The sequence below is a fragment of the Cloacibacterium caeni genome, assembly GCF_907163105.1.
Taxonomy (GTDB): domain Bacteria; phylum Bacteroidota; class Bacteroidia; order Flavobacteriales; family Weeksellaceae; genus Cloacibacterium; species Cloacibacterium caeni_A.
This window is the reverse complement of sequence record NZ_OU015321.1, coordinates 2186688-2208407: the sequence shown is the minus strand read 5'-3', so window position 1 is coordinate 2208407 and position 21720 is coordinate 2186688. Positions and strand designations below refer to the sequence as shown.

Sequence of the window (21720 nt, the reverse complement as noted above, 5' to 3'; positions counted from 1 at the left end):
TAAAAATATGAAAACAAAAAACATTTCTACCATTTTGTTTATACTTTTTGCATCGTTTTTATTCTCCCAAACCATTGATGTAATGAGTTTTAACATCAGATTGGCAAGCGTAGATGATGGGGAAAATCACTGGAACATCAGAAAAGATAAAGTAAAAGACCTTATTTCTTATTACGAAGCAGATTTTGTAGGACTACAAGAAGCGCAGAAACCTCAGATTGATTATTTATTAGATAACAACTCTGCTTATGGTTTTTTAGGAAGACCGAGAACAGATGAAGCGAATGCAGAATTTTCATGTATTTTTTATCTGAAAAATAAGTATAAAGTTCTAGAACAAAATACATTTTGGCTTTCAGAAAATCCTGAAAAATCAGGAAAATCTTGGGACGCAGCATATCCTAGAATCGTTACGTATGCTCTTTTTGAAAATATAAAAACCAAAAAGAAAGTTTGGGTACTGAATACGCATTTTGACCATGTAGGTGTAATTGCGAGACAGAAGTCTGCAGAAATTATCCTAGAAAAAATTAAAACCTTGCAGAAGAAAAGAAATGTTCCTGTAGTTCTTACAGGTGATTTTAATTCTGTAGAAAATGATTCATGGATGAAACCGCTTTTTGAAAATTTACAAGAAGCCAGAAACAATAGCGTTACAAAACCTTACGCCGAAAAAGCAACTTGGAATGGATTTAAATTCAATGAAAAACCTAGCGAACAAATAGATTTTATTTTTAGCTCAAAAAACAATACGAAAGTATTAAAATACAGAACGATTAAAGACTTTTATGACTATAAATATCCGTCTGATCATTTTCCTATTGTAGCAAGAATACAATTGAAATAATCTGGAAAAAAATATAATTCAGCCTTCTCAAAACGAGAAGGCTTTTTTGTTTTAAAATTAATCATAACCTTTCCCAATAAGCTTTATTTTTTAGAAATTAAACACTATTTTTGGAGTTTCAATTTTAGAATGTCAGATATTATTCAACTTTTACCAGATCATGTTGCCAATCAGATTGCTGCAGGAGAAGTAGTGCAGAGACCTGCTTCTATTGTTAAGGAATTGCTAGAAAACGCCATAGATGCTGGTGCTACTAAAATAGAATTGATTGTAGAAGAAGCAGGGAGAAATCTCATAAAAGTAGCAGATAACGGAAGCGGAATGTCTGAAACCGATGCGAGAATGGCGTTCGAAAGACACGCTACTTCTAAAATTAGAACTACTGAAGATATTTTTCATATCGCTACCAAAGGTTTTCGTGGTGAAGCATTGGCTTCTATTGCTGCGGTAGCTCAGGTAGAACTCAAAACCAAAAAACAAGACTCAGAAATAGGAACCGTAATCTACATAGAAGGTGGTGAACTACAATTTCAGGAGCCTGCACAAGCCACAGAAGGTGCTGTGTTTTCGGTGAAAAATTTGTTTTTTAATGTTCCAGCGCGTAGAAAATTTCTGAAATCCAACAATATAGAATTCAGACATATTATAGATGAATTCCAAAGAGTAGCATTGGCTCACGAAAATTTAGAGTTTTCGCTCTATCATAATGATGAGGTGATTTTTAACCTCAGAAAAGGAAGCCAAATGCAGAGAATTGTAGATATTTTCGGTAGAAAATTGCATCCACTTTTGGTTCCTATCAAAGAAGATTTAGGTTGGGTAAAACTCAATGGTTTCGTGGGAAAACCAGAAGCAGCTAAAAAATCTAGAGGCGAACAGTTTTTCTTTGTCAATGGAAGATATTTTAGAAGTCCGTACTTAAACAGAGCGGTTCAGGAAGCTTTTGAAGGACTATTGCAAAGCAATTACAGCCCGAGTTTTTTCTTGTATTTGGAACTTGACCCAGAAAAAATAGATGTCAACATACATCCGCAAAAAACGGAGGTGAAATTCGAAGATGAGAACCTCATTTTTGCATTGATTCGTTCTACGATTAAGAAATCTTTGGGAATTTATAATGTAGCGCCAAGTCTAGATTTTGAGCGAAATGAACAAATGGATTCATTTTTTCCGCCAAAAGTAGATGCTGCGAAAAGTTATCACGCTCCAGGAATTCATATCGACAGAAATTTTAATCCGTTTAAAGACCAAATTCCTTCTAAAATCAATGATACAGCGATGGTAAATCTTACCGAAATGTATCAACAAGAATCATCAGCTTTGCCATCTAAAATTAACCTTTTTGATGAAGAAGATGAGGATTTAGAAGAAGATTTACTCAGATTGCCAAATGGTTATTGGCTTTTTAATAAAGACCACAGAACTTTGATGCTCGATTTGGGAAGAATTCACCAAATTGTCTTAGCCGAAAATCGTAAAAATGTTTCTAAAAGTAAGAAAAGCCAAAGTTTGCTGTTCTCTTTAGAATATCATTTAAATGAAATCGAAAAAAATAAGTTTCGTTCGATTAAAAAATACTTGCCAGATTTAGGTTTTGACATTGTTTTGGCACAAGATAATGTGCTGAGAATAAATGCAGTGCCTGAAGATGTGAAAGAATCTCAAGTGATTAAATTTTTAGAAAATCTCTTCGAAATTTTAGAATACAAAACCGAAGAAGAATTTTTAGAAAATTATAACAATCAGTGGATTAGAACCAATGCGAAATCTAAGTTTGATTTTCTGTATAAAGCTGAAGTGGAACAAATTTTGAAGGATTTTATTAAGTTAGGTTTCCCAGAGTTTACACCAAACGGAAACAGAACCTTTGTAGAAGTTCCTACAGAAGAATTAAAAAATAAATTTTAATACACCAAAACAATATGTTTCAAAATATAACACCCATCACCAAAAATATTATCATCCTGAATGTCATTATTTTCATTCTAGCGATGCTTATTCCGCAATCCTATCAATATTTAGCGGCTTTTTTTCCTACATCTCCTTATTTTAAATCTTGGCAAATCATCACACACATGTTTATGCATGGAGGTTTTATGCATATTGCTTTTAATATGCTCACTTTTGCAAGTTTTGGGCCTGTTTTAGAGCGGTTTTTAGGAGAAAAGAAATTTGTTATTTTATATTTTCTTTCTGGGTTAGGCGCTTTCGTCTTGTTTAATCTTTGGGAATATTATCAGTTATACCAAGATGCTCAACCACTTATTGTAGAAGGTTTACAATTTTCGGATATTTTAAAGGGTGATTTTGAAAAATTTCCAGTAAGATTAGAAGGAAATGCACAGAATATAGTAAACATACTTTCTACACCGATGGTTGGAGCTTCTGGAGCTATTTTCGGAGTAATTGCGGCGTTTTCTTTGCTTTATCCTAATGCGGAAATGTTCATTATGTTTATTCCGTTTCCGATTAAAGCAAAGGTTTTATTTCCTATTACTATTATAGTTTCTCTATATCTAGGTTTTTCTGGAAGTGGAGGAAATATTGCCCATTTCGCACATATCGGTGGCGCTTTAGTAGGCTATATTTTAGTGAAAGTTTGGGGTAGAAACAGATATAGAATTAATTAATCAGTGGGGATTTTTAGAAGTATTTTTACCGTTGCTCATGTAGTAATTGTGTTGCTTTTAGGAGCAACCATGCTTAATGCTTACATTCCACCAAAAGTATTTCCTTTACTCAATTTATTATCATTGGCATTTCCTTTTTTGATGATTGCCAATCTGTTACTCTGTGTTTTTTGGATATTTTCTTGGCGTAAAAGAGCCTTTGTTTTTCTGCTGATTTCCACATTATTTTTAACACCTGTAAGAAGATGGATTAATTATTCTGAGCCAAAGAGTGAGAAGGCAGATTTTAAAGTGCTTAGCTTTAATAATAAAGTCAATGAATTTGGTAAAGAGCATGTAGAGAATTATATCAATTCCTTCGACGCAGATTTTGTTTTCTTACAAGAGGCGGGTTATTCTAGCTTGGGAAACCCTATTTTAGAACAAATGAAATATTCGTTTCATAATCCTATCATCAGTTTTTATTCAAAATATGAAATTATAGAAAAAGGTTCAATTCCTTTTGTGAGTAATGGAGATGCGATGTATGCAGACGTTATGGTGAAAGGGAAAAGAATACGCTTTGTAAATGTTTATTTAGAGCCATTTCAGTTGCATAAATCTATGGTAAAACCTACAAGCGATTTAGACGAAAACGGAGCAAAAGCCAAAAGTCTAGTGCGTAGATTTATGCCAGTTTTCAAAAAACACGAAGAGCAAGTACAAATTTTGAAAAATTTTATAGAGAAATCTCCTTATCCTGTTATTTTGGCTGGTGATTTTAACTCGGTTCCTAATTCGTATGAGTATTACACTATTTCAGGAGTTTTGAAAGACTGTTTTTTAGAATCAGGAACTGGTCTTGCTACAAGTTTTCATGACTATAAAATTCCTATCAGAATAGATTATGTATTTTCTTCGGAGAATTTGAAATCTACCTATTACCAAGTAGACCGAAGTCAAAAACTGTCAGACCATTATCCCATTTTAGTGAAATTTAGTTTAAAGGATTAAAAAAATGAAGAAAATAGCCTTTTTATTAACCAGTTTTATGTTACTTTCTTGTTGGAAAAACAACAAAGAAGGAGAACAATATTACGCAGAAGATAATGCTCCTATTGATACTACTTTGGTAGATTCTGTAGTGGGAAAAACTTCTTTTTCTGCAATTAATTCTGCTATTGAAGATGCTAAAAAAGCGCCTGTTTTAAAACAAGATACCACTAAAAGTCCCGAACAGAAATTGGCAGTGGAAAAGAAAAAAATAGAACAAAAAAAGAAATCAGAGCTAGAGAAAAAATTGGCTGAACAAAACGCTGCTGAAAATGCAGAAAAAGAAAAAGCTCAGCAAGAAAAAAAAGTAAATGAATTAGTTACTTCAGAATAAGAATAGTAATTCTCTAAAATTTTAAGTTCTTTAAAAAAACAAAAAGTCTCAATTTCATGAGACTTTTTTTGATGTGATGTGAAAATTAACCCTAAAATTTATTTTAGATATATGATTTTGTTGAAGGTGTTTTCGCCTTTTTCTACACTGATTACATACGCATCAGCATTTTCTGGGTTTAAATCAAATTGTACAACCAATTCGCCATTATTTGGAGTTAAAGTTTGGTTATAATAAACCGTATTCGTGAAATCTTCAACAGAAACTGTTACTCCATCAGTTAGTTTAGGCATCACTAATTTTACATGATTGCCTTCAATCGTGTATTCTGGTTTGAAAATTTCAGAAACTGGTGTCTTCTCAATTGAAGCATTAGTTTCGTCAATAGTAATTTTATATTTTTCGATTTTAGAATCAGATTCCGCTACTAAATAATACGTTCCAGCAGGAAAGTTTTTCAAGTCATACGTTCTAGAAACCTCATCTTGTTTTCTCACTTTTTCAGCAAAAAGTTCTCCTTGCTTGTCATTGTAAACATATAGCGCTACATTTTTTGCATTCGTCATCTGAAAGCTTAGTTTTTTAGCATTGATGTTGTCAATAGAAATAGAGAAATCTTTGTCATTGGCCATTACATTTGCCGAAATAAATAGAAATCCTATAAGGAAGCTGAATTTTAATAAATTTTTCATAATTATAATTGTTAGTGTGTTAGTCAATTAAGTACACTGCAAATCTAGACTTGAATTTTGGGTTATTTTACAAGATAATTTTCTTATATGTGTTCTATTTTAACATTAATACAAAATTAACATTAGCTTAAAGATAAAATAGTATATTTGTATATTGAAATAGAACAAAATGAAGCAGACAAGTCCTACATATGAAGCAGTTAACCCCAATATTGGCAGTAGTTTTTCATGTTTCAAATTCCTTCAAAATGAAAATTTAAAATCTAATTTTTGGCACTACCACCCAGAAATAGAACTGGTTTTTGTAGGTGGAGGTTCTGGGAAAAGACAAATTGGAAGCACCATTTCTTATTTTACTAAAGGAGATTTGGTTTTAATAGGCAGTAATTTGCCACATTGTGGTTTAACCAATGAAAATACCAGAAATGAATACGAAATCGTAGTTCAGTTTTTGCCTGATTTTTTAGGACCTTACATTTGGAAAACTCCTGAAATGAAGAAAATCACGAATTTATTAGATGCTTCAAAAGGTGGAATTGTGTTTGGTGAATCCGTTAAAAAATCTTTAGAAAGTAAAATTTTAGAAATGTATGAGGCAACTTCACTGGACAAGTTGATTAAATTTTTAGACATTTTAAATGTTCTTGCCAATACCGAAGATTTCAAAATTCTAAATGCTGGAAATTTCTATATTCAAACTCAAGTGGAAGATAATGAGAGAATTAACCTCATTTTCAATCATGTAAAAAATAAATTCAAAGAGCAAATTACTTTAGAAGAAGTGGCAAATCTCGCCAATATGACGGAGCCTTCTTTTTGCAGATATTTTAAAAAAATTACCAATAAAACGTTTACACAATTCGTGAATGAATATCGCATCATTCACTCTATGAAATTGTTGGCAGAGAAACCATTGAGCATTAACGAGATATGTTACGAAAGCGGATTTAATAATTTCAGTTATTTCAATAAAACTTTTAAAGAATATACGCAGAAAAGTCCTTCTCAATACCGAAAAGAGTTTAAAAATATTATTGAATAAAACTTTTAGAAGCAATAAAAACTCCCGAAATCTAAATTTCGGGAGTTTTTATTTTTATCAAATTTATTTGAAATTTACATCAGCATTCTTTGAGCCTTTTTCACGCCTTCTACTAAAGCATCTACCTCTTCTAAAGTGTTATACACCGCAAAACTAGCTCTCACCGTTCCAGCAATTTTGAAAAACTCCATAATAGGTTGTGTACAGTGATGCCCCGTTCTTACAGCAATTCCCAGTTTATCCAGAATCATTCCTACATCAGAAGCAATTCCTATTCCTTCTAAATTAAAAGAAACTACACTGGTTCTATTCGCTTTTTCACCATAAATTTTAAGTCTATCTATTTCTAGAAGTCTTTTTTGGGCATAATTTAGCAGTTCGTTTTCATGATTTCTGATATTTTCTACGCCTACTTTTTTCATGAAATCTATGGCTGCTCCTATTGCAATATTTCCGCCAACATTAGGTGTTCCCGCTTCGAATTTAAAGGGAAGTGCAGCATAAGTGGTTTTCTCAAAACTACAAGTAGCAATCATCTCACCACCACCATGAAAAGGCGCTAATTTTTCTAAAATTTCTTCCTTTCCGTAGAGAATACCAACTCCCATTGGTGCGTACATTTTGTGACCAGAAAATGCAAAAAAGTCACAGTCTAATTTCTGAACATCAATCTCGAAATGTGGTACAGATTGCGCTCCGTCAATCATCATGAGTGCAGAAGAATTTTTTCTCACTTTTGCGATGATTTCTTCAATATGATTAATGATTCCTAATGCGTTAGAAACATGATTTACAGATACAATTTTGGTTTTTTCTGAAAGGTTTTTGTCTAAAAAATCGAGTTGAAGGATTCCGTTTTCATCCATCGGAATTACTTTCAATTTTGCGCCGGTTCTTTCGCAAAGCATTTGCCAAGGAACAATATTGGAGTGATGTTCTAAATAACCGATGATGATTTCGTCATTTTTTTTTAAGAAATTAGAATTTCCCAAAGCATAAGCAACCAAGTTGATGCTTTCGGTGGTTCCTCTGGTGAAAATCACCTCATAATCATGCTTTGCATTGATGAAATGTTGTACTTTTTTTCTGGAATTTTCCATTTCTTCTGTCGCCAATTGAGACAAAGTGTGAATTCCTCTGTGTACATTAGCATTGATTTCTTCATAATATTTTTTCCAAGTTTCAAGTACAGAAATTGGTTTTTGAGAAGAAGCTGCATTGTCTAAATAAACCAAAGGTTTACCATTAACTTGTTGATGAAGAATAGGAAACTGATTGCGTATGTCTTGTATATTAAACATTGTAAATTTTCTTTAAACCGCAAAAGCAACAAATTTTTTATTTTTAAGTTTTACAAAAGAAGAAAAAGCGAATTGAATTTCACTTTTTTTACTTTTGAATTGCTTGTTTTCAATATTTTCTTTTGTCTCTTTTGTGGTAAATCATTTAAGTAAAAAAATAAAACCACTCTAAAACTTGTTTAGAATGGTTCAAAATTACGGAATTAATTATTAAAATTTCTAATAATTTCTTCTATTGCTTTAATTGGCAAACGTTTTCATAGCATTTTCGGCTAAAAACGCAGCTTGTACAGAACGGCCTTTATCGTCTTTGGCTTCATTTTTAAACTTGCCAGTTCTCACCACGACCATATTTTTTTCAGGAATTACGATGATTAATTGGCTGGTAAATCCCCAGAAATGATAATATTTATAAGGAGCGTCATTATTAATCCAAATTCCCAAGCCATAGATTCCATTAGAGTGTTGAGTTGGCGTAATCATTTTTTGAATGTAGCTAGAATCAATCAGTTGTTTTCCGTTCCAATTTCCTTTTTGAAGCATCAGTTGTCCTAATTTTGCATAATCACGAGGAATAGCATTGATACAGCAGAACGTTTTTTCCATTTTATTGTCTTCATCCACATTCCAGTAAGCGTCTGATTCCATTCCGAGAGGTTTCCAAAGTTTTTGAGAAGCATACGCAGAAAGTGGAACATTTACCGCCTTTCTAATCGCAAATCCCAATAATTGCGTAGCACCAGACTGATATTCGAATCTGCTTCCTGGTTTTGCCTCAAATTGAGGAGATTTTAAGAGTGCTTGTGCCATGTTTTTACCGTAATAAATTCTAGGATTTTGTAAAAACGGATTTCTGTAATCTTCATCCCAGTAATAACCAGCTTCCATTGCGGCTAAATCTCTTAAGGTTAACTCGTTACCGTGTTCTACTTCGTTAAAATTAGGATAAAAATCTGCAAATTTTTGATTTTCTGATTGTATTTTGTGGTCTTCAATTGCCAATCCCATTAATAAAACGGTGATGGCTTTTGCCATAGAAAAAGAATTGGTTTGCGTGGTAGGTTTGTACTCTCCGAAATATTCTTCATGAACTAATTTTCCATCTTTTATGACCAAAAATGAAGCTGAATTGGTAGATTTTAAATTCTCAACGATGTTTTTCGGTAAAGAAGTTTTATTGTATAAAGAATCTTTTTGCCAAGGTTGTGCAACTCCTTTTTCTATATTTCTAGACGGGAAATCTACACCATCATCTATGGTAGCACTGGTTTCTCCTTTGAGATATGTAAGCGCAATTGCATTAAAAAGATGTTGATAATTAAAAGCATAAGCTAAAGCGATGAGTAAAGCAATAAAAGCGAAAAAGCCGAAAGCGATTTTCTTCAAAATTTTCATAAAAATGATTTTCTCAAATGTAAAAAAAAATCCCAAGAAATTTTCTTGGGATTCTTATATATGTAGAATTAATTTCTATATTTTAGAAAGCAAAGTTCTAAAGTTTACTTTTTCATCAATAATTCTTCTTAAATCTTCTACTTTCACACGCTCTTGCTTCATGGTGTCTCTTTCTCTTAAAGTTACCGTTCCGTCTGCAAGAGAATCGTGGTCAACAGTAATACAGAAAGGTGTTCCGATCGCATCATGTCTTCTGTAACGTTTACCGATACTGTCTTTTTCCTCAGAAATCACATTGAAATCATATTTCAAATCATTGAATATTTTTTCTGCAAATTCTGGCAAACCATCTTTTTTCACCAATGGCAAAATCGCTGCTTTTACAGGTGCTAAAGCAGGCGGAAGTGATAAAACTGTTCTCTCTGAACCGTCCTCTAAAACTTCATCTTTCAAGCAATTTGAGAATAATGCCAAGAACATTCTGTCAAGACCAATAGAAGTTTCTACTACATAAGGAACGTAGTTTTCATTTCTTTCTGGATCGAAATATTGTAATTTTCTGCCAGAGAATTTTTCATGTGCAGATAAATCGAAATCAGTTCTAGAGTGAATTCCTTCTAATTCTTTGAAACCAAATGGGAATTTAAACTCAATATCAGCAGCAGCATTTGCATAGTGCGCCAGTTTTTCGTGATCGTGGAATTTATAATTTTCTTGTCCTAAACCAAGTGCAAGATGCCAATTCAGACGTTTTTGTTTCCATTCTTCGTAGAATTTCAATTCTGTTCCTGGTGGAACGAAAAATTGCATTTCCATTTGTTCAAATTCTCTCATTCTGAAGATAAATTGTCTCGCAACAATCTCATTTCTAAATGCTTTACCAATTTGTGCAATCCCGAAAGGCAATTTATGACGAGAAGTTTTTTGTACGTTTAAGAAATTCACGAAAATACCTTGTGCAGTTTCCGGACGAAGATATAAATCCATCGCATTTTCCGCAGAAGCTCCTAACTTAGTCCCGAACATAAGGTTGAATTGTCTTACATCCGTCCAGTTTTTAGAACCAGTGTCAGGATCAGCAATTTCTAATTCTTCAATGAGTGCTTTTACATCAGCTAAATCATTGTTTTCCAGAGATTTTGCCATTCTTGCAAGAATGGTTTTTTGTTTTTCTCTGTATTCTAAAACTCTAGGATTGGTAGCTTCAAACTGTGCTTTATCAAAAGCATCACCGAATCTTTTTGCTGCTTTTTCAATCTCTTTTTGCGCTTTATCTTCTAGTTTTGCGCAGTAATCTTCAATTAAAACATCTGCACGGAAACGTTTTTTAGAATCTTTATTGTCAATTAAAGGATCGTTAAATGCATCTACGTGTCCAGAAGCCTTCCAAGTAGTTGGGTGCATCAGGATTGCAGAATCCAACCCCACAATATTCTCGTTCAGTTGCACCATTGCTTTCCACCAATATTGCTTGATGTTATTTTTCAGTTCTGCACCATTTTGTCCATAATCGTAAACCGCCGAAAGTCCGTCATAAATTTCAGAACTCGGGAAAATAAAACCATATTCTTTTGCGTGAGAAACTACCTTCTTGAAAACGTCTTCTTGTTTTGCCATAACTTTTGAATTGAATTGCAAAAATAGGGAATTTATAGCAATTTTCTACATTTTTAAGAAGCAAGACGTTTCGTAAATTTATAGAAACTCAGTCCTGCTTTCCGTTGCAATTCCTCGTTCCATAACTAAACCCAACGCTTACTGCGGGATTTCCACTGCAATCAGGGCTATAGACACTTTTCAATTACTCTTTCACTGAAAAATCAGCATTAAAAATTAACATCCACTTTGTCATTCCGCAGGAATCTCTACAAATAATTACAGAAAATTTTGAGTTTAGATTCCTACGGAATTACAAAAAAACCGTTAAAAATCTTCGTGTACTTAGCGAAACACTTAGCGACATTGCGTGAAAAAAAACTTTAAAATATTTCTTCCACTAATAATCAGTATAATCAGCGAGAACTTTCTTCATCATAAATTTTCAAAAACCTTTGCGCTCATTGCATTAAAGATTTAACCACAGAGAAATCAGAGTTTACACAGAGATTACAGAGGGAAAATATTCCCAAAATCAATTAAGGAAAAAACTCTATGAACTTCGTGTGAAACTCTGTGTCTCCGTGTTTAAAAAATTCTGTACATTTGTAAAACCTTTTTTCAAAATGTACAAATCACTTCTTCGTCCGATTTTTTTCAAATTTGATCCTGAAAAAGTTCATCATTTCACTTTTTTTATCCTTAAAAACTTCGGTTTTTTAACCAAATTATTTTTCCCAAAGCCCATTGAAGATAAACGTCTCGAACGTGAATTATTCGGCTTGAAATTCAAAAATCCAGTAGGTTTAGCTGCGGGTTTTGACAAAAATGCAGTGTTGTTTAATGAATTAGCAGATATAGGATTCGGATTTGTAGAAATAGGAACCGTAACGCCAAAAGCACAATCTGGTAATCCGAAAAAACGTCTTTTCAGACTAATAGAAGACGGAGGAATTATCAACAGAATGGGTTTTAACAATGAAGGTTTAGCAAAAATTGTAGAAAATCTTAAAAAATCTCCACACAAAGTAATCATTGGTGGAAATATTGGCAAAAACACAAACACTTTACCCGAAAATTATACCGCAGATTATGTAGAATGTTTCAGAGGTTTGCACGATTTTGTAGATTATTTTGTACTGAATGTGAGTTGCCCAAATGTTTCTAGTCACGCCAAATTGGAAGACGCAGATTATTTAAAGGAACTGATTACAGAAATTCAGAAAGTGAATGCTGAATATGCTCATCCAAAACCTGTTCTTCTGAAAATCGCTCCAGATCTCAATAAAATTCAACTCGATGAAATCGTAGAGTTGGTTGCCGAAACCAAAATTGATGGAATTATTGCCACCAACACTTCGGTTTCAAGAGAAAACCTTAAAGCCTCTAAAGAAACTTTAGAAAAAATTGGAAACGGCGGACTTTCAGGGAAACCAATCCGTGAAAAAAGTACAGAAGTCATCAGATATTTGGCAGAAAAGTCTAACCGTTCCTTCCCAATCATTGGAGTTGGCGGAATTCACAGTGCAGAAGATGCCATCGAAAAATTAGAAGCAGGCGCAAGTTTGGTGCAGATTTACACAGGATTTATTTACGAAGGTCCAGGATTGATTAATGAAATTAATAACAAAATTTTAGAGTCCGAAGTTTGAAGTCCGAAGTCCGAAGTTTTTTCGCGCCGTCTTTGCGAGTAATTAAGTATAACGAACTGATGAAACAATCTTTTTCTTAAATTTGAAAAAAACTATAAAAATGATTTCAGAATTAAGCATTAATGAATTTCATATAACGTTAAATGAAATGACTGTTGAAGGAACGCCTTCTTATAAAGGAAGTTTTTTTGCTTTTTTCACCATAAATTTTTCTAACAAATCTTTTTACGGATATGTTTCTAAAAGTGAATTTGCAATTAGCAAGAATTCAAATATTAAATTAGTCCCTTTTACAATTCGCGGAAATTATAAAAAAAACGGAGATAAAACAGAAGTTGATTATGAAATCCAACCCATTAAATTTGGAAATTATTGGATTAAATTTATGCCAATTTCAGTGCTTTTAATTTCTATTTTTTTGTTTTTGCTAAACATTAACAATAAAGATTTTGTAAATTCTCAATTAATTATTTTTATTTTATTTACATTGTTTTTTTCAATCTTTGCAAATGTAGATTTGTATTTAAAGAAAAAAAACTTTGAAAAGCTATTCTTGAAAACCCTGAAAATCAATAACATTTAATTTTTTCTCACAATCATTTAATCTTCGGACTTCTGTCTCCCAACTTCTAAATCAACTGCGCAATACTGTAAATCAACAAACCAACCAATCCACCAACCAAAGTCCCGTTAATTCTAATAAATTGTAAGTCTTTCCCAACTTCTAATTCTAGTTTTTCGGAGAGTTCTTTTCCTTGCCAGTTTCCTACGGTATCAGCAATTAAATCCCCAAATTTATTGGTATTTCGCAAGATATATTTATAAGCAGTAACTCTTACCCAATGGTCAATTTTATGCTGTAGTTTTTCGTCAGTTCTTAGGTTTTCAGAAAATTCCGTAATGTTTTTGTGAAGATAATTTTTGAGCGAAGAATGTTCTTGTATCAATTCTTCCGTCAATGTTTTTTTCAAAGAAATCCAAATATCATGGGAATACTGATGAATTTTTTCTGGTTGCAGAAAATCATCTCTTATCACATTCAGTTCTTGTTCGTATTGAGGATTGATTTTGATTTCAGATGAAAAATCGAATAATTTTTGAGTGATTTCTTTTCTCAAAGCATGGTTTGGGTCTTGCTCTACTTCCTCAAAATATTTAGAAAGTCCAGAAGTGATTTTCTCTGCGATTTTATCATCTACAAAACTTGGGATAAGCGTGAAACTCTCTTTTTTTACACGTTCTCTCACCATTTCGTGGTGTTCCAGAATATAGTTTTTGATTTGTGCAGAAAGACTGGTAATGAGTTTTTGATGGTCATTTTTTTCGAGAAGATATTCCATTCCATTTCCTAAAATTTGGTTGATTTTAATATCTCCAGTCATTTCTTTGGCTTTTTTGCTGATGAAATTTACCACAGCGTCATCTTCTAATTTTTGAAGAATATCTAGCACAATTTCTGATAAATTTTTCACCAAAATATTCGAATTTTTCTCTTTCTGAAGCCATTCTCCAATGAAATGAGAAACCTTCAAATTCTGTATGTAAGGTCTTATATTTTGCGGCGAAAGAAAATTAGTAACCACGAAATTTCCCAGATTATCACCGATTCTCTCCTTGGATTGTTCAATTAAATTGGTGTGCGGAATTTTTAATCCAAGTGGATGATGAAAAAGTGCTGTCACGGCAAACCAATCTGCCAAAGCTCCCACCATCGCTGCTTCAGAAAAGGCTTTTACATAACCTACCCAATGTCCGAAATTTTGATATTTCTGAAGATAAGTCATCGTCAAAAAAATACAAGTCATCAAAACAAAAAGTCCTGTTGCGAGCATTTTATGATTTCTGAGGTGGCGTTTTTTTATTTCTTCATTCATCTCAATAATGATTATCGAAATTTTTTATAAAGATACGAATCCTGAAAATTGTTTTCTTTCTATTTTTACCAAACTTTATTATAAAATTAAAATAACAACAAACCAAGAGTTTAATTTAATGAACTTAATTTCTTAATTAAAATTTAATGGTAAAATTTTAACATTAAGAATACGTTAAGGTATTAAGGAAATTAAGTTTTCCGAAAATCAAAGATTTTCTTATGAATAAAATTTTAAAAATATTATTTTGCTTGTTATTTCTGCAAAGTTGCTCACAAGTTCAAAAACCAAAATCAATGGAAAATCAAAGCGTTAAAAACCCATATTATTCTAGAACAGATAAAACGAAACTGAATGTTTCTAATGCAGAATGGAAGAAAATTCTTCCTACAGATTTATATTATGTAGCGAGAGAAGCAGATACAGAGCGTCCTTTTACAGGAAAATACAATGATTTCGATGAAATAGGCGAGTATTATTGTGCGGTTTGTGGCAATCATTTATTCAGAAGTTCTTCTAAGTTTGCATCAACTTGTGGATGGCCAAGTTTCTTCGAAGCAGATAAAGAAGGCGTTTCTTATAAGAGAGATTCTTCTCACGGAATGGAAAGAATAGAAGTGCTTTGCAAGCGTTGTGATTCGCATCTTGGTCATGTTTTTAATGACGGCCCAGAACCTACAGGAATGCGCTATTGTATGAACTCTGTGAGTCTAGATTTTCAGAGAGATTCTGAGAAAAAATAGCATTTCTATAATTTCAGTTTCTTTATATTATGTTAAATAGAGTTAAATAAAAGTTAATTAATTTTAATTTAATTTGTTGGTTTATAGTGTTTTGTATTTTTGCCCGACTAAAAATACCAAAACTAAAATCGATGAAGAAATTACTATTATTACTCACGGTAATTTTGATGATAGCCACGTCATTTTATAAAAAAACAAACTTAGAAGTTAGTTCTAAAAAATCCTTATCAACTAAAATTGAAAAGAATTCTGATAAAACAACAGAACTTAGCGAAGCTGAAACTTTATACAATGCTATAGAATTCAATAACTCCAATAAACTAGAATTAGATGTTTTTGAAAAAGCAATTTTAGGTTTCAATAATTTAAAAAAAGCTGGGAAAATAGACGAAAACAGTCATCTTTTAACTGTTTGTGATTTTTCACTTTCGTCTACTCAAAAAAGACTTTGGGTAATCGATTTAAATGATAAAAAAATATTGTTTAACTCTTTGGTAGCCCACGGAAAAAACACAGGTGAAGAATTTGCCAGAAAATTTTCAAATACAGAAAGTTCACTTCAAAGTAGCCTTGGTTTTTACATTACAGAATCTACTTATAACGGAAGTAATGGTTTTTCACTAAAGCTTCACGGAATGGATAAAGGCTTTAATGACCGAGCTTTACAGCGTGCAATTGTGATGCATGGAGCAGATTACGTGAGCGAAGATTTTATAAAATCTCAGCGTAGAATTGGCAGAAGTTGGGGTTGTCCAGCTGTTCCTACAGCGTTAGCAAAACCAATTATCAATACAATTAAAGATAAAAACGTAATATTTATTTATTATCCAGACCAAAATTATCTTTCTTCTTCAGTGTGGCTAAATGCTTAGTAATTGATATAAAAGAAAAAGGATTTCAAAATTTTGAAATCCTTTTTTATTTGTTTAAAAATTTACATCAAATCCTACATAAAAATTGGCAGGCATAATAGGTGCATAAACCATTCCTCCGTCAAAATAATTTCCGAAAGGATTTTGTGCATCTACAATCGGATTTTTTTGTCGAGTTCCAGTCAGGTTTTCTCCACCGAAATACGCTCTGATGTTTTTATTGAAATTGTGAGCAATCTGTGCATTCCAAGTCATGTAAGCATCAGAAAATTCTGGCAACTGTAAATGAGTTGGATTAGAAGCGGTATTTGGGATTCTCTGTTTCCCTACGTATTGAACGGTTGTATCAAAGGTCCAAAAAGCATCTTTTCCTTCTTTTTTAGTGCTATAAGCGGCGTTGAAAAAACCTCTGTTTTTCGCCATGAAAGGAATTTCTTTTCTTCCGCTAGCGAAATCTGCTTGTACATCATAATACTTGTACGCAACTCTGAAATCTAGATTTTTTGCCACGCTAAAGTCTAATTGTGTTTGCAATGAATTGGCAAATGATTTTCCATCCAAATTATAGAAAACGATTTTCTGTGGATTTTCTAAATCTACTAAAACTTGATTTTGGAAGTCTGTTCTGAAGAAATCTGTAATCCAACTTGCCTTTTTGCCAAAAAGTTTGAAATCTTGTTGTAGACTTACTCCATAATTCCAAGCGATTTCTGGTTTTAAACCATATGTTTTACCTCCGTTTTGTGAAATTTCTACACTTCTGTTTGATGCAAAAAACTGTTGGTTTTCTGCAAAAATATTTGCTGTTCTAAAGCCTTTTCCGGCAGAAAGTCTCAAAATGGTTTTTGGCGAAAAGTCATATTTGAAATTAATTCTCGGCGTGAATTGTGTTCCCGCTAAATTGTGAAAATCTACACGCGAACCCGCTACCAAAGTGTATTTAAGCCCTGTTAAAGTATATTCAAAAAACAATCCCGGAACGGTTTCTGTTCTTTGGAAATTTTGAGCTAAATAATCTTCGTTATAGTCATCATATAAGAAACTTGCTCCTGTTTTATATTTATGATTGGTATTCCCAAAAATAGATTCAAAAATTAAGTTAGAATAATAGGTTTTCTGTTCTCCGAAATAATTTCTAAGACCAAAAAAACTATTTTGTTTATGATAAGTAAATTGGTTCATCAAACCGATGCTTTGGTAAGGTTTTCCTTTGAAAATGTAACCTGTTTTGTTCCAAACCTGAAAACGATTGATATCAATATTCACTCCATATTTGTTCTGTGAAATTTGAGGAAGTTTGTCATCAAAACCAACTTGTCCTGCAATTCTTTTGTCTACTAAATATTGAATCCCAAAATGTGAACCAAAACCAGAGTTTTCTAAATCATTGTAATCCAATAAATAGGCTGCATTGATTTGGTTTCCTTTCGGTCTGTCAAGAAAGGTGTCATTATTATCATCCATTTCGCCCACGGTTGCATTTCCATGCAGTAAAATAGATTGTCCCCATTTTTCATTCAATTTAGAAGTAGAAACAATGTTCGCTTCGTATCTTCCATTAAAATCAGCAAAAAGATTCACAGAGTTTTCTGGTTCTTTATTGAATTTTACAAATTCTGTATTGATTTGTCCCGTAATGCTTTCGTAACCATTTACTACGGTGCTTCCTCCTTTTGTTAATTGAATCCCTGAAATCCAACGACCGGGAATGAAGTTTAAACCATATGCAGAAGCCAATCCTCTGATTTCGGGCAAAAGTTCTTTGGTTAAAGCGGTATATTTTTGGTCTAAACCAAGCATTTTCAGTTGCTTAGTTCCAGTAACAGCATTGGAAAAAGAAACGTCTACTGTTGCATTGGTTTCGAAGCTTTCAGAAAGATTACAACACGCTGCTTTCAATAATTCTTTTGAATTAATATTGAAAACCAACCCCGCTTCTTTTTTATTGAGAGCAGTTGCTTCTTGATATTTGGTAAGTTTTACACCTTCTATGGTTTTCTCTTTTTCGGTGTGTTGAGAATGATCTTCAGAATGACTTTCAGAAGATTCTGTATGTTCAGAATTTTTAGCAGCGATTGCCTCTTCGAAATTCGCGGCTCTATCATAATGACAACATTCTGGTAAAGCGGTGTAAGTGTCTTCGTCTGTTTTATATTTTTCGTTGTCGTGGCCTACATCTGCAATATTTTTCAGAAGTTTATCCAAAGAAGTTTTAGATATATCAAATTCCAATTCTAAGGTTTGGGTTTCTGCGGTCCAAGTTGCGGTTTTGGCGCCTGATTTTAAAGCTGTTTTTTCTATTCTGTCTTTGCACATTCCGCATTCGCCTTTTACTAAAGCTTTTTCTTTAGTGATTTGTGAAAAGGTAATCTGGAATACGAATAAAAGGAGTAAAGTCAGAAGACTTTTCTGTATGTTTTTCATTTTTAATAAGTTAAATAAATTTTGTTGAAATAATTTTTCAGAATAAGCCACAGTTATGGCTGTACAAATTTTATTAACCTATTTTGGGCGGTTGCCAAATTGCAATAGAAAGTTGAGATAAATAAGGCGCTAAGTAGAAATTTTCTACTTTATTAGAAATAGCGTGAGAAGAAATTTCGCCCAAAGATTTGTCCGTTTCTTCGCCTAAGAAAACTACACTTAATGAGCAAGAAGTACATTTTGCACAATTGCTATTACAAGATTGTGATTTTTTGGAAGTATCGTGACAAGGACTAGATTTTTTCGATGAACTACAGCAATCTTTGTCTGATTTTTCTGTAGTACAACAAGCTGTTTCTGTATTTTGAGCAAAAAGCATTTGATTAGGAAAGATGAACATTCCCAATGCGAAAATCATTACAATTATTTTTAAATGCTTTGCCATTTCAGGAGCAAAATTATAAAAAAAAAACTTTGCCAAAATGCATTTGTTGAGTTTTTGACAAAGTTTAACTTTTTTGTGATTAATTCTTTTCCAGTGGATTATTGTTGGCTTTCGCTTCTTCTTTCAGCCTTTCTTCCATCATTTTTCTTCTCTCAGCTTCATTTTGTGGGTTTTGGTTTCCTCCCATTCTCATTGCAAATCCGCCACCTTGATTTTGGAAAAATGACATCGGGTCTTTGTTGAATTTTTCTTGCTGTTTTAAGAATTCGCTTCTTTTCACTTTAATATTATTACCAAATCTGCTTTCGAAATTAGGAAGTTCGGCAATTTTTTTGGTTTCTTTCAAGTCAAAAGAATAATCTCCTTTTTCGTCTTCCACTTTTACGATTAATCCTGGCAATCCAGAAAATTTATAAGGCCCATCTATAAAAGGAAGATCTTGAGTAAACCAAGCAAACCATTTTCTACCTGCAAAAGTAGTTTCTGCTTTTTGAGTTTCGTATTCACCGATTTTTACAGTTTCTGGTAAGATTTTCCAAGTAAAAGTTCTGTCTTCATCGTACCAATATTGATCTCTTGCGATTCTGTCTTTATAAGAAATGGTTTTGGTAGCGTGATTTTTTTCGATGGAATAAGTAATTGCGGTTCTGAATTGCTCCATAGAATTTCTGTCAAAATTGAAATTTCTGGTTTCCATCGCTTGACGAATGGTAGAATCTCTTTTCATTCTTTTTTCACCATAGAAAATAGATTTTTCTGTAGAGATGTCTAAGTAAGCATTTTCTATTTTAGGAGCTGCGGTAGAATCTGTTTTCATAGAAACTTGATACACAAAACGTGTATTTTGTGAAAAACTGAATGCCGAAATGAGTCCTAAAAATAATATTCCTATTTTTTTCATGTATAAATTTTCTTTTTGATGATTAAATTTTCCCAAAGTTAAAATTTATCTATGAAATACATAGACAAATATTTCGCCACAAATTTGATATTGATTTGAAATGTAGTATTTTTGCAATCTAAAATCATTCTAAATAAAAATAATGATTAAAGTATCAGATTTAGCAAAAGAAAAAGCATCTCAATTGATGAAAGAAGAAGGCTTCAACCCAGAAACTGACTATATAAGAGTTGGGGTAAAGAGTGGAGGCTGTTCTGGATTAGAGTATGTTTTAAAATTCGACAATGAAAAAACAGAAGCTGACCAAGTTTTTGAAGACAATGAGGTAAAGATTGTGGTAGATAAAAAATCATTCTTATACCTTGTTGGAACCACTTTAGAATATTCTGGTGGTCTGAATGGAAAGGGTTTCGTTTTTAATAATCCAAATGCTGCAAGAACTTGTGGTTGTGGAGAAAGTTTTAGTTTATAAGTATGGCAAAATATACAGAAGATGATTTGAGGGAAGACCTCAAAACCAAAGAATACGAAGCTGGTTTTTATACAGATATTGAATATGAAGATTTTCCAACGGGATTGTCTGAAGAAATTGTGCGCATGATTTCTGCAAAGAAAAATGAGCCAAGTTGGATGACCAATTGGCGTCTAGAATCTTTCAGAATTTGGCAAAAAATGGAAGAGCCAGATTGGGCAAATATTAAATATGAAAAACCTGATTTTCAGGCGATTAAATATTACGCTGCTCCGAAAGTAAAGCCAGAATTGGCAAGCTTAGATGAGGTAGATCCAGAATTATTGAAAACTTTTGCGAAGTTAGGAATCAATATCGAAGAACAAAAGCGTTTAGCTGGAGTTGCAGTAGATATTGTAATGGATTCTGTTTCTGTGAAAACCACTTTCCAAGCGACTTTGAAAGAAAAAGGAATTATTTTCTGCTCTATTTCTGAAGCGATTAAAGAACATCCTGAGTTGGTTCAAAAATATATTGGAAAAGTTGTTCCAAGAGGTGACAATTTCTATGCAGCTTTAAACTCTGCTGTATTTTCAGACGGAAGTTTCTGCTATATTCCAAAAGGTGTAAAATGTCCGATGGAACTTTCAACTTATTTCCGTATTAATCAGGCGGGAACTGGTCAGTTCGAGAGAACTTTGGTGATTGCCGATGAAGGAAGTTACGTTTCTTATTTGGAAGGTTGTACTGCTCCTGCAAGAGACGAAAACCAATTGCACGCTGCTGTGGTAGAATTGATCGCAATGGACAATGCAGAAATTAAATATTCTACCGTACAAAACTGGTTTCCAGGAGACGAAAACGGAAAAGGTGGAGTGTATAACTTTGTGACCAAGAGAGGTTTATGCGAGAAAAATGCTAAAATTTCTTGGACTCAAGTAGAAACTGGTTCTGCGGTAACGTGGAAATATCCTTCTTGTATTTTGAAAGGAGATAATTCTGTGGGCGAATTTTATTCGATTGCAGTGACTAATAATCATCAGTATGCAGATACAGGAACCAAGATGATTCACATTGGTAAAAACACCAAATCTACTATTATTTCTAAAGGAATTTCGGCAGGGAAATCGAACAACTCTTACCGTGGTTTGGTTAAGGTAATGCCTTCTGCAAAAGGAGCGAGAAACTTTTCACAATGTGATTCTCTTCTGATGGGAAATGAATGTGGAGCACACACTTTTCCATACATCGAAATCAAAGATCCAACTGCTCAATTAGAACACGAAGCTACGACTTCTAAAATTGGTGAAGACCAAATTTTCTACTGTAACCAAAGAGGAATTGATACCGAAAAAGCAATTGCTCTAATTGTAAATGGTTTCAGTAAAGAAGTTTTGAACAAATTACCAATGGAATTTGCGATTGAAGCACAGAAATTATTAGAAATTTCATTAGAAGGTTCTGTAGGATAATTTTTAAATAAGAAAAT

At 32.9% G+C, this 21720-nt stretch carries 20 protein-coding genes; 12 read left to right on the top strand and 8 right to left on the bottom strand.

Annotated features, from left to right (window positions below; translation table 11 throughout):
* The first annotated feature begins 7 nt into the window (after positions 1–7).
* From KKQ76_RS10310 to KKQ76_RS10290, 5 genes are all read left to right on the top strand, one after another.
* Positions 8–847 carry an endonuclease/exonuclease/phosphatase family protein gene (locus KKQ76_RS10310; protein WP_213197066.1) on the top strand — a complete coding sequence of 280 codons (840 nt, stop codon included), beginning with the start codon at positions 8–10 and terminating at the stop codon, positions 845–847.
* A gap of 129 nt (positions 848–976) precedes the next feature.
* The gene (mutL, locus tag KKQ76_RS10305) at positions 977–2755 is read left to right on the top strand and encodes a DNA mismatch repair endonuclease MutL (protein ID WP_213197065.1); all 1779 of its coding nucleotides are present in this window, start codon (positions 977–979) and stop codon (positions 2753–2755) included.
* A 14-nt stretch (positions 2756–2769) separates the two neighbouring features.
* On the top strand, positions 2770–3477 hold the full coding sequence (locus KKQ76_RS10300) for a rhomboid family intramembrane serine protease (protein ID WP_213197064.1): 708 nt from the start codon (positions 2770–2772) through the stop codon (positions 3475–3477).
* A gap of 3 nt (positions 3478–3480) precedes the next feature.
* The gene (locus tag KKQ76_RS10295) at positions 3481–4470 is read left to right on the top strand and encodes an endonuclease/exonuclease/phosphatase family protein (RefSeq protein ID WP_246501387.1); all 990 of its coding nucleotides are present in this window, start codon (positions 3481–3483) and stop codon (positions 4468–4470) included.
* Positions 4471–4474: 4 nt separating this feature from the next.
* A complete protein-coding gene (locus KKQ76_RS10290) occupies positions 4475–4843 on the top strand; it encodes a hypothetical protein (protein ID WP_213197063.1) in 369 nt (122 codons plus the stop codon).
* A 98-nt stretch (positions 4844–4941) separates the two neighbouring features.
* Here the strand turns inward: KKQ76_RS10290 and KKQ76_RS10285 are convergent, their stop codons facing one another.
* A complete protein-coding gene (locus KKQ76_RS10285; protein ID WP_213197062.1) occupies positions 4942–5535 on the bottom strand; it encodes a DUF3244 domain-containing protein in 594 nt (197 codons plus the stop codon).
* 169 nt (positions 5536–5704) lie between these two features.
* Between KKQ76_RS10285 and KKQ76_RS10280 the strand changes: the two genes are divergently transcribed.
* Positions 5705–6577 (top strand): AraC family transcriptional regulator, encoded by an 873-nt coding sequence (locus tag KKQ76_RS10280; RefSeq protein WP_213197061.1) that lies wholly within the window; start codon positions 5705–5707, stop codon positions 6575–6577.
* A gap of 74 nt (positions 6578–6651) precedes the next feature.
* Here KKQ76_RS10280 and KKQ76_RS10275 read toward each other — a convergent pair whose 3' ends face one another.
* The 3 genes from KKQ76_RS10275 to KKQ76_RS10265 all read right to left on the bottom strand — a co-directional run bounded on the left by KKQ76_RS10275 (position 6652) and on the right by KKQ76_RS10265 (position 10890).
* On the bottom strand, positions 6652–7878 hold the full coding sequence (locus tag KKQ76_RS10275) for an aminotransferase class V-fold PLP-dependent enzyme (protein WP_213197060.1): 1227 nt from the start codon (positions 7876–7878) through the stop codon (positions 6652–6654).
* A 240-nt stretch (positions 7879–8118) separates the two neighbouring features.
* Positions 8119–9273, bottom strand: a complete 1155-nt coding sequence (locus tag KKQ76_RS10270) for a serine hydrolase domain-containing protein (protein WP_213197059.1) — start codon at positions 9271–9273, stop codon at positions 8119–8121.
* Between the two features lie 75 nt (positions 9274–9348).
* Positions 9349–10890, bottom strand: coding sequence for a glycine--tRNA ligase (locus KKQ76_RS10265; RefSeq protein ID WP_213197058.1), 1542 nt, complete (start codon positions 10888–10890; stop codon positions 9349–9351).
* Positions 10891–11495: 605 nt separating this feature from the next.
* On the opposite strand from KKQ76_RS10265, the gene KKQ76_RS10260 reads away from it, so the two are divergent.
* A complete protein-coding gene (locus KKQ76_RS10260) occupies positions 11496–12521 on the top strand; it encodes a quinone-dependent dihydroorotate dehydrogenase (protein ID WP_213197057.1) in 1026 nt (341 codons plus the stop codon).
* Between the two features lie 100 nt (positions 12522–12621).
* Positions 12622–13104 carry a hypothetical protein gene (locus KKQ76_RS10255; protein ID WP_213197056.1) on the top strand — a complete coding sequence of 161 codons (483 nt, stop codon included), beginning with the start codon at positions 12622–12624 and terminating at the stop codon, positions 13102–13104.
* Positions 13105–13150: 46 nt separating this feature from the next.
* On the opposite strand, the gene KKQ76_RS10250 is transcribed toward KKQ76_RS10255, so the two are convergent.
* The gene (locus tag KKQ76_RS10250) at positions 13151–14395 is read right to left on the bottom strand and encodes a DUF445 domain-containing protein (RefSeq protein WP_213197055.1); all 1245 of its coding nucleotides are present in this window, start codon (positions 14393–14395) and stop codon (positions 13151–13153) included.
* Positions 14396–14691: 296 nt separating this feature from the next.
* Here KKQ76_RS10250 and msrB point away from each other — a divergent pair, with 296 nt between their 5' ends.
* Together msrB and KKQ76_RS10240 are read left to right on the top strand one after the other, a co-directional pair.
* Complete coding sequence (gene msrB / locus KKQ76_RS10245) at positions 14692–15138, top strand: peptide-methionine (R)-S-oxide reductase MsrB (RefSeq protein WP_213197054.1); 447 nt, start codon at positions 14692–14694, stop codon at positions 15136–15138.
* 131 nt (positions 15139–15269) lie between these two features.
* Positions 15270–16010, top strand: coding sequence for a murein L,D-transpeptidase catalytic domain family protein (locus KKQ76_RS10240; RefSeq protein WP_213197053.1), 741 nt, complete (start codon positions 15270–15272; stop codon positions 16008–16010).
* A 54-nt stretch (positions 16011–16064) separates the two neighbouring features.
* Here KKQ76_RS10240 and KKQ76_RS10235 read toward each other — a convergent pair whose 3' ends face one another.
* From KKQ76_RS10235 to KKQ76_RS10225, 3 genes are all read right to left on the bottom strand, one after another.
* Positions 16065–18434 carry a TonB-dependent receptor domain-containing protein gene (locus KKQ76_RS10235; protein ID WP_213197052.1) on the bottom strand — a complete coding sequence of 790 codons (2370 nt, stop codon included), beginning with the start codon at positions 18432–18434 and terminating at the stop codon, positions 16065–16067.
* Positions 18435–18507: 73 nt separating this feature from the next.
* Positions 18508–18879, bottom strand: coding sequence for a hypothetical protein (locus KKQ76_RS10230; RefSeq protein WP_213197051.1), 372 nt, complete (start codon positions 18877–18879; stop codon positions 18508–18510).
* A 79-nt stretch (positions 18880–18958) separates the two neighbouring features.
* Entirely contained in the window at positions 18959–19780 is an 822-nt protein-coding gene (locus KKQ76_RS10225) for a GLPGLI family protein (RefSeq protein ID WP_213197050.1), read from the bottom strand.
* A gap of 142 nt (positions 19781–19922) precedes the next feature.
* Here KKQ76_RS10225 and KKQ76_RS10220 point away from each other — a divergent pair, with 142 nt between their 5' ends.
* Positions 19923–20252, top strand: a complete 330-nt coding sequence (locus KKQ76_RS10220) for a HesB/IscA family protein (protein WP_213197049.1) — start codon at positions 19923–19925, stop codon at positions 20250–20252.
* 2 nt (positions 20253–20254) lie between these two features.
* Positions 20255–21703, top strand: coding sequence for a Fe-S cluster assembly protein SufB (gene sufB / locus KKQ76_RS10215; RefSeq protein WP_213197048.1), 1449 nt, complete (start codon positions 20255–20257; stop codon positions 21701–21703).
* Positions 21704–21720: the final 17 nt, after the last annotated feature.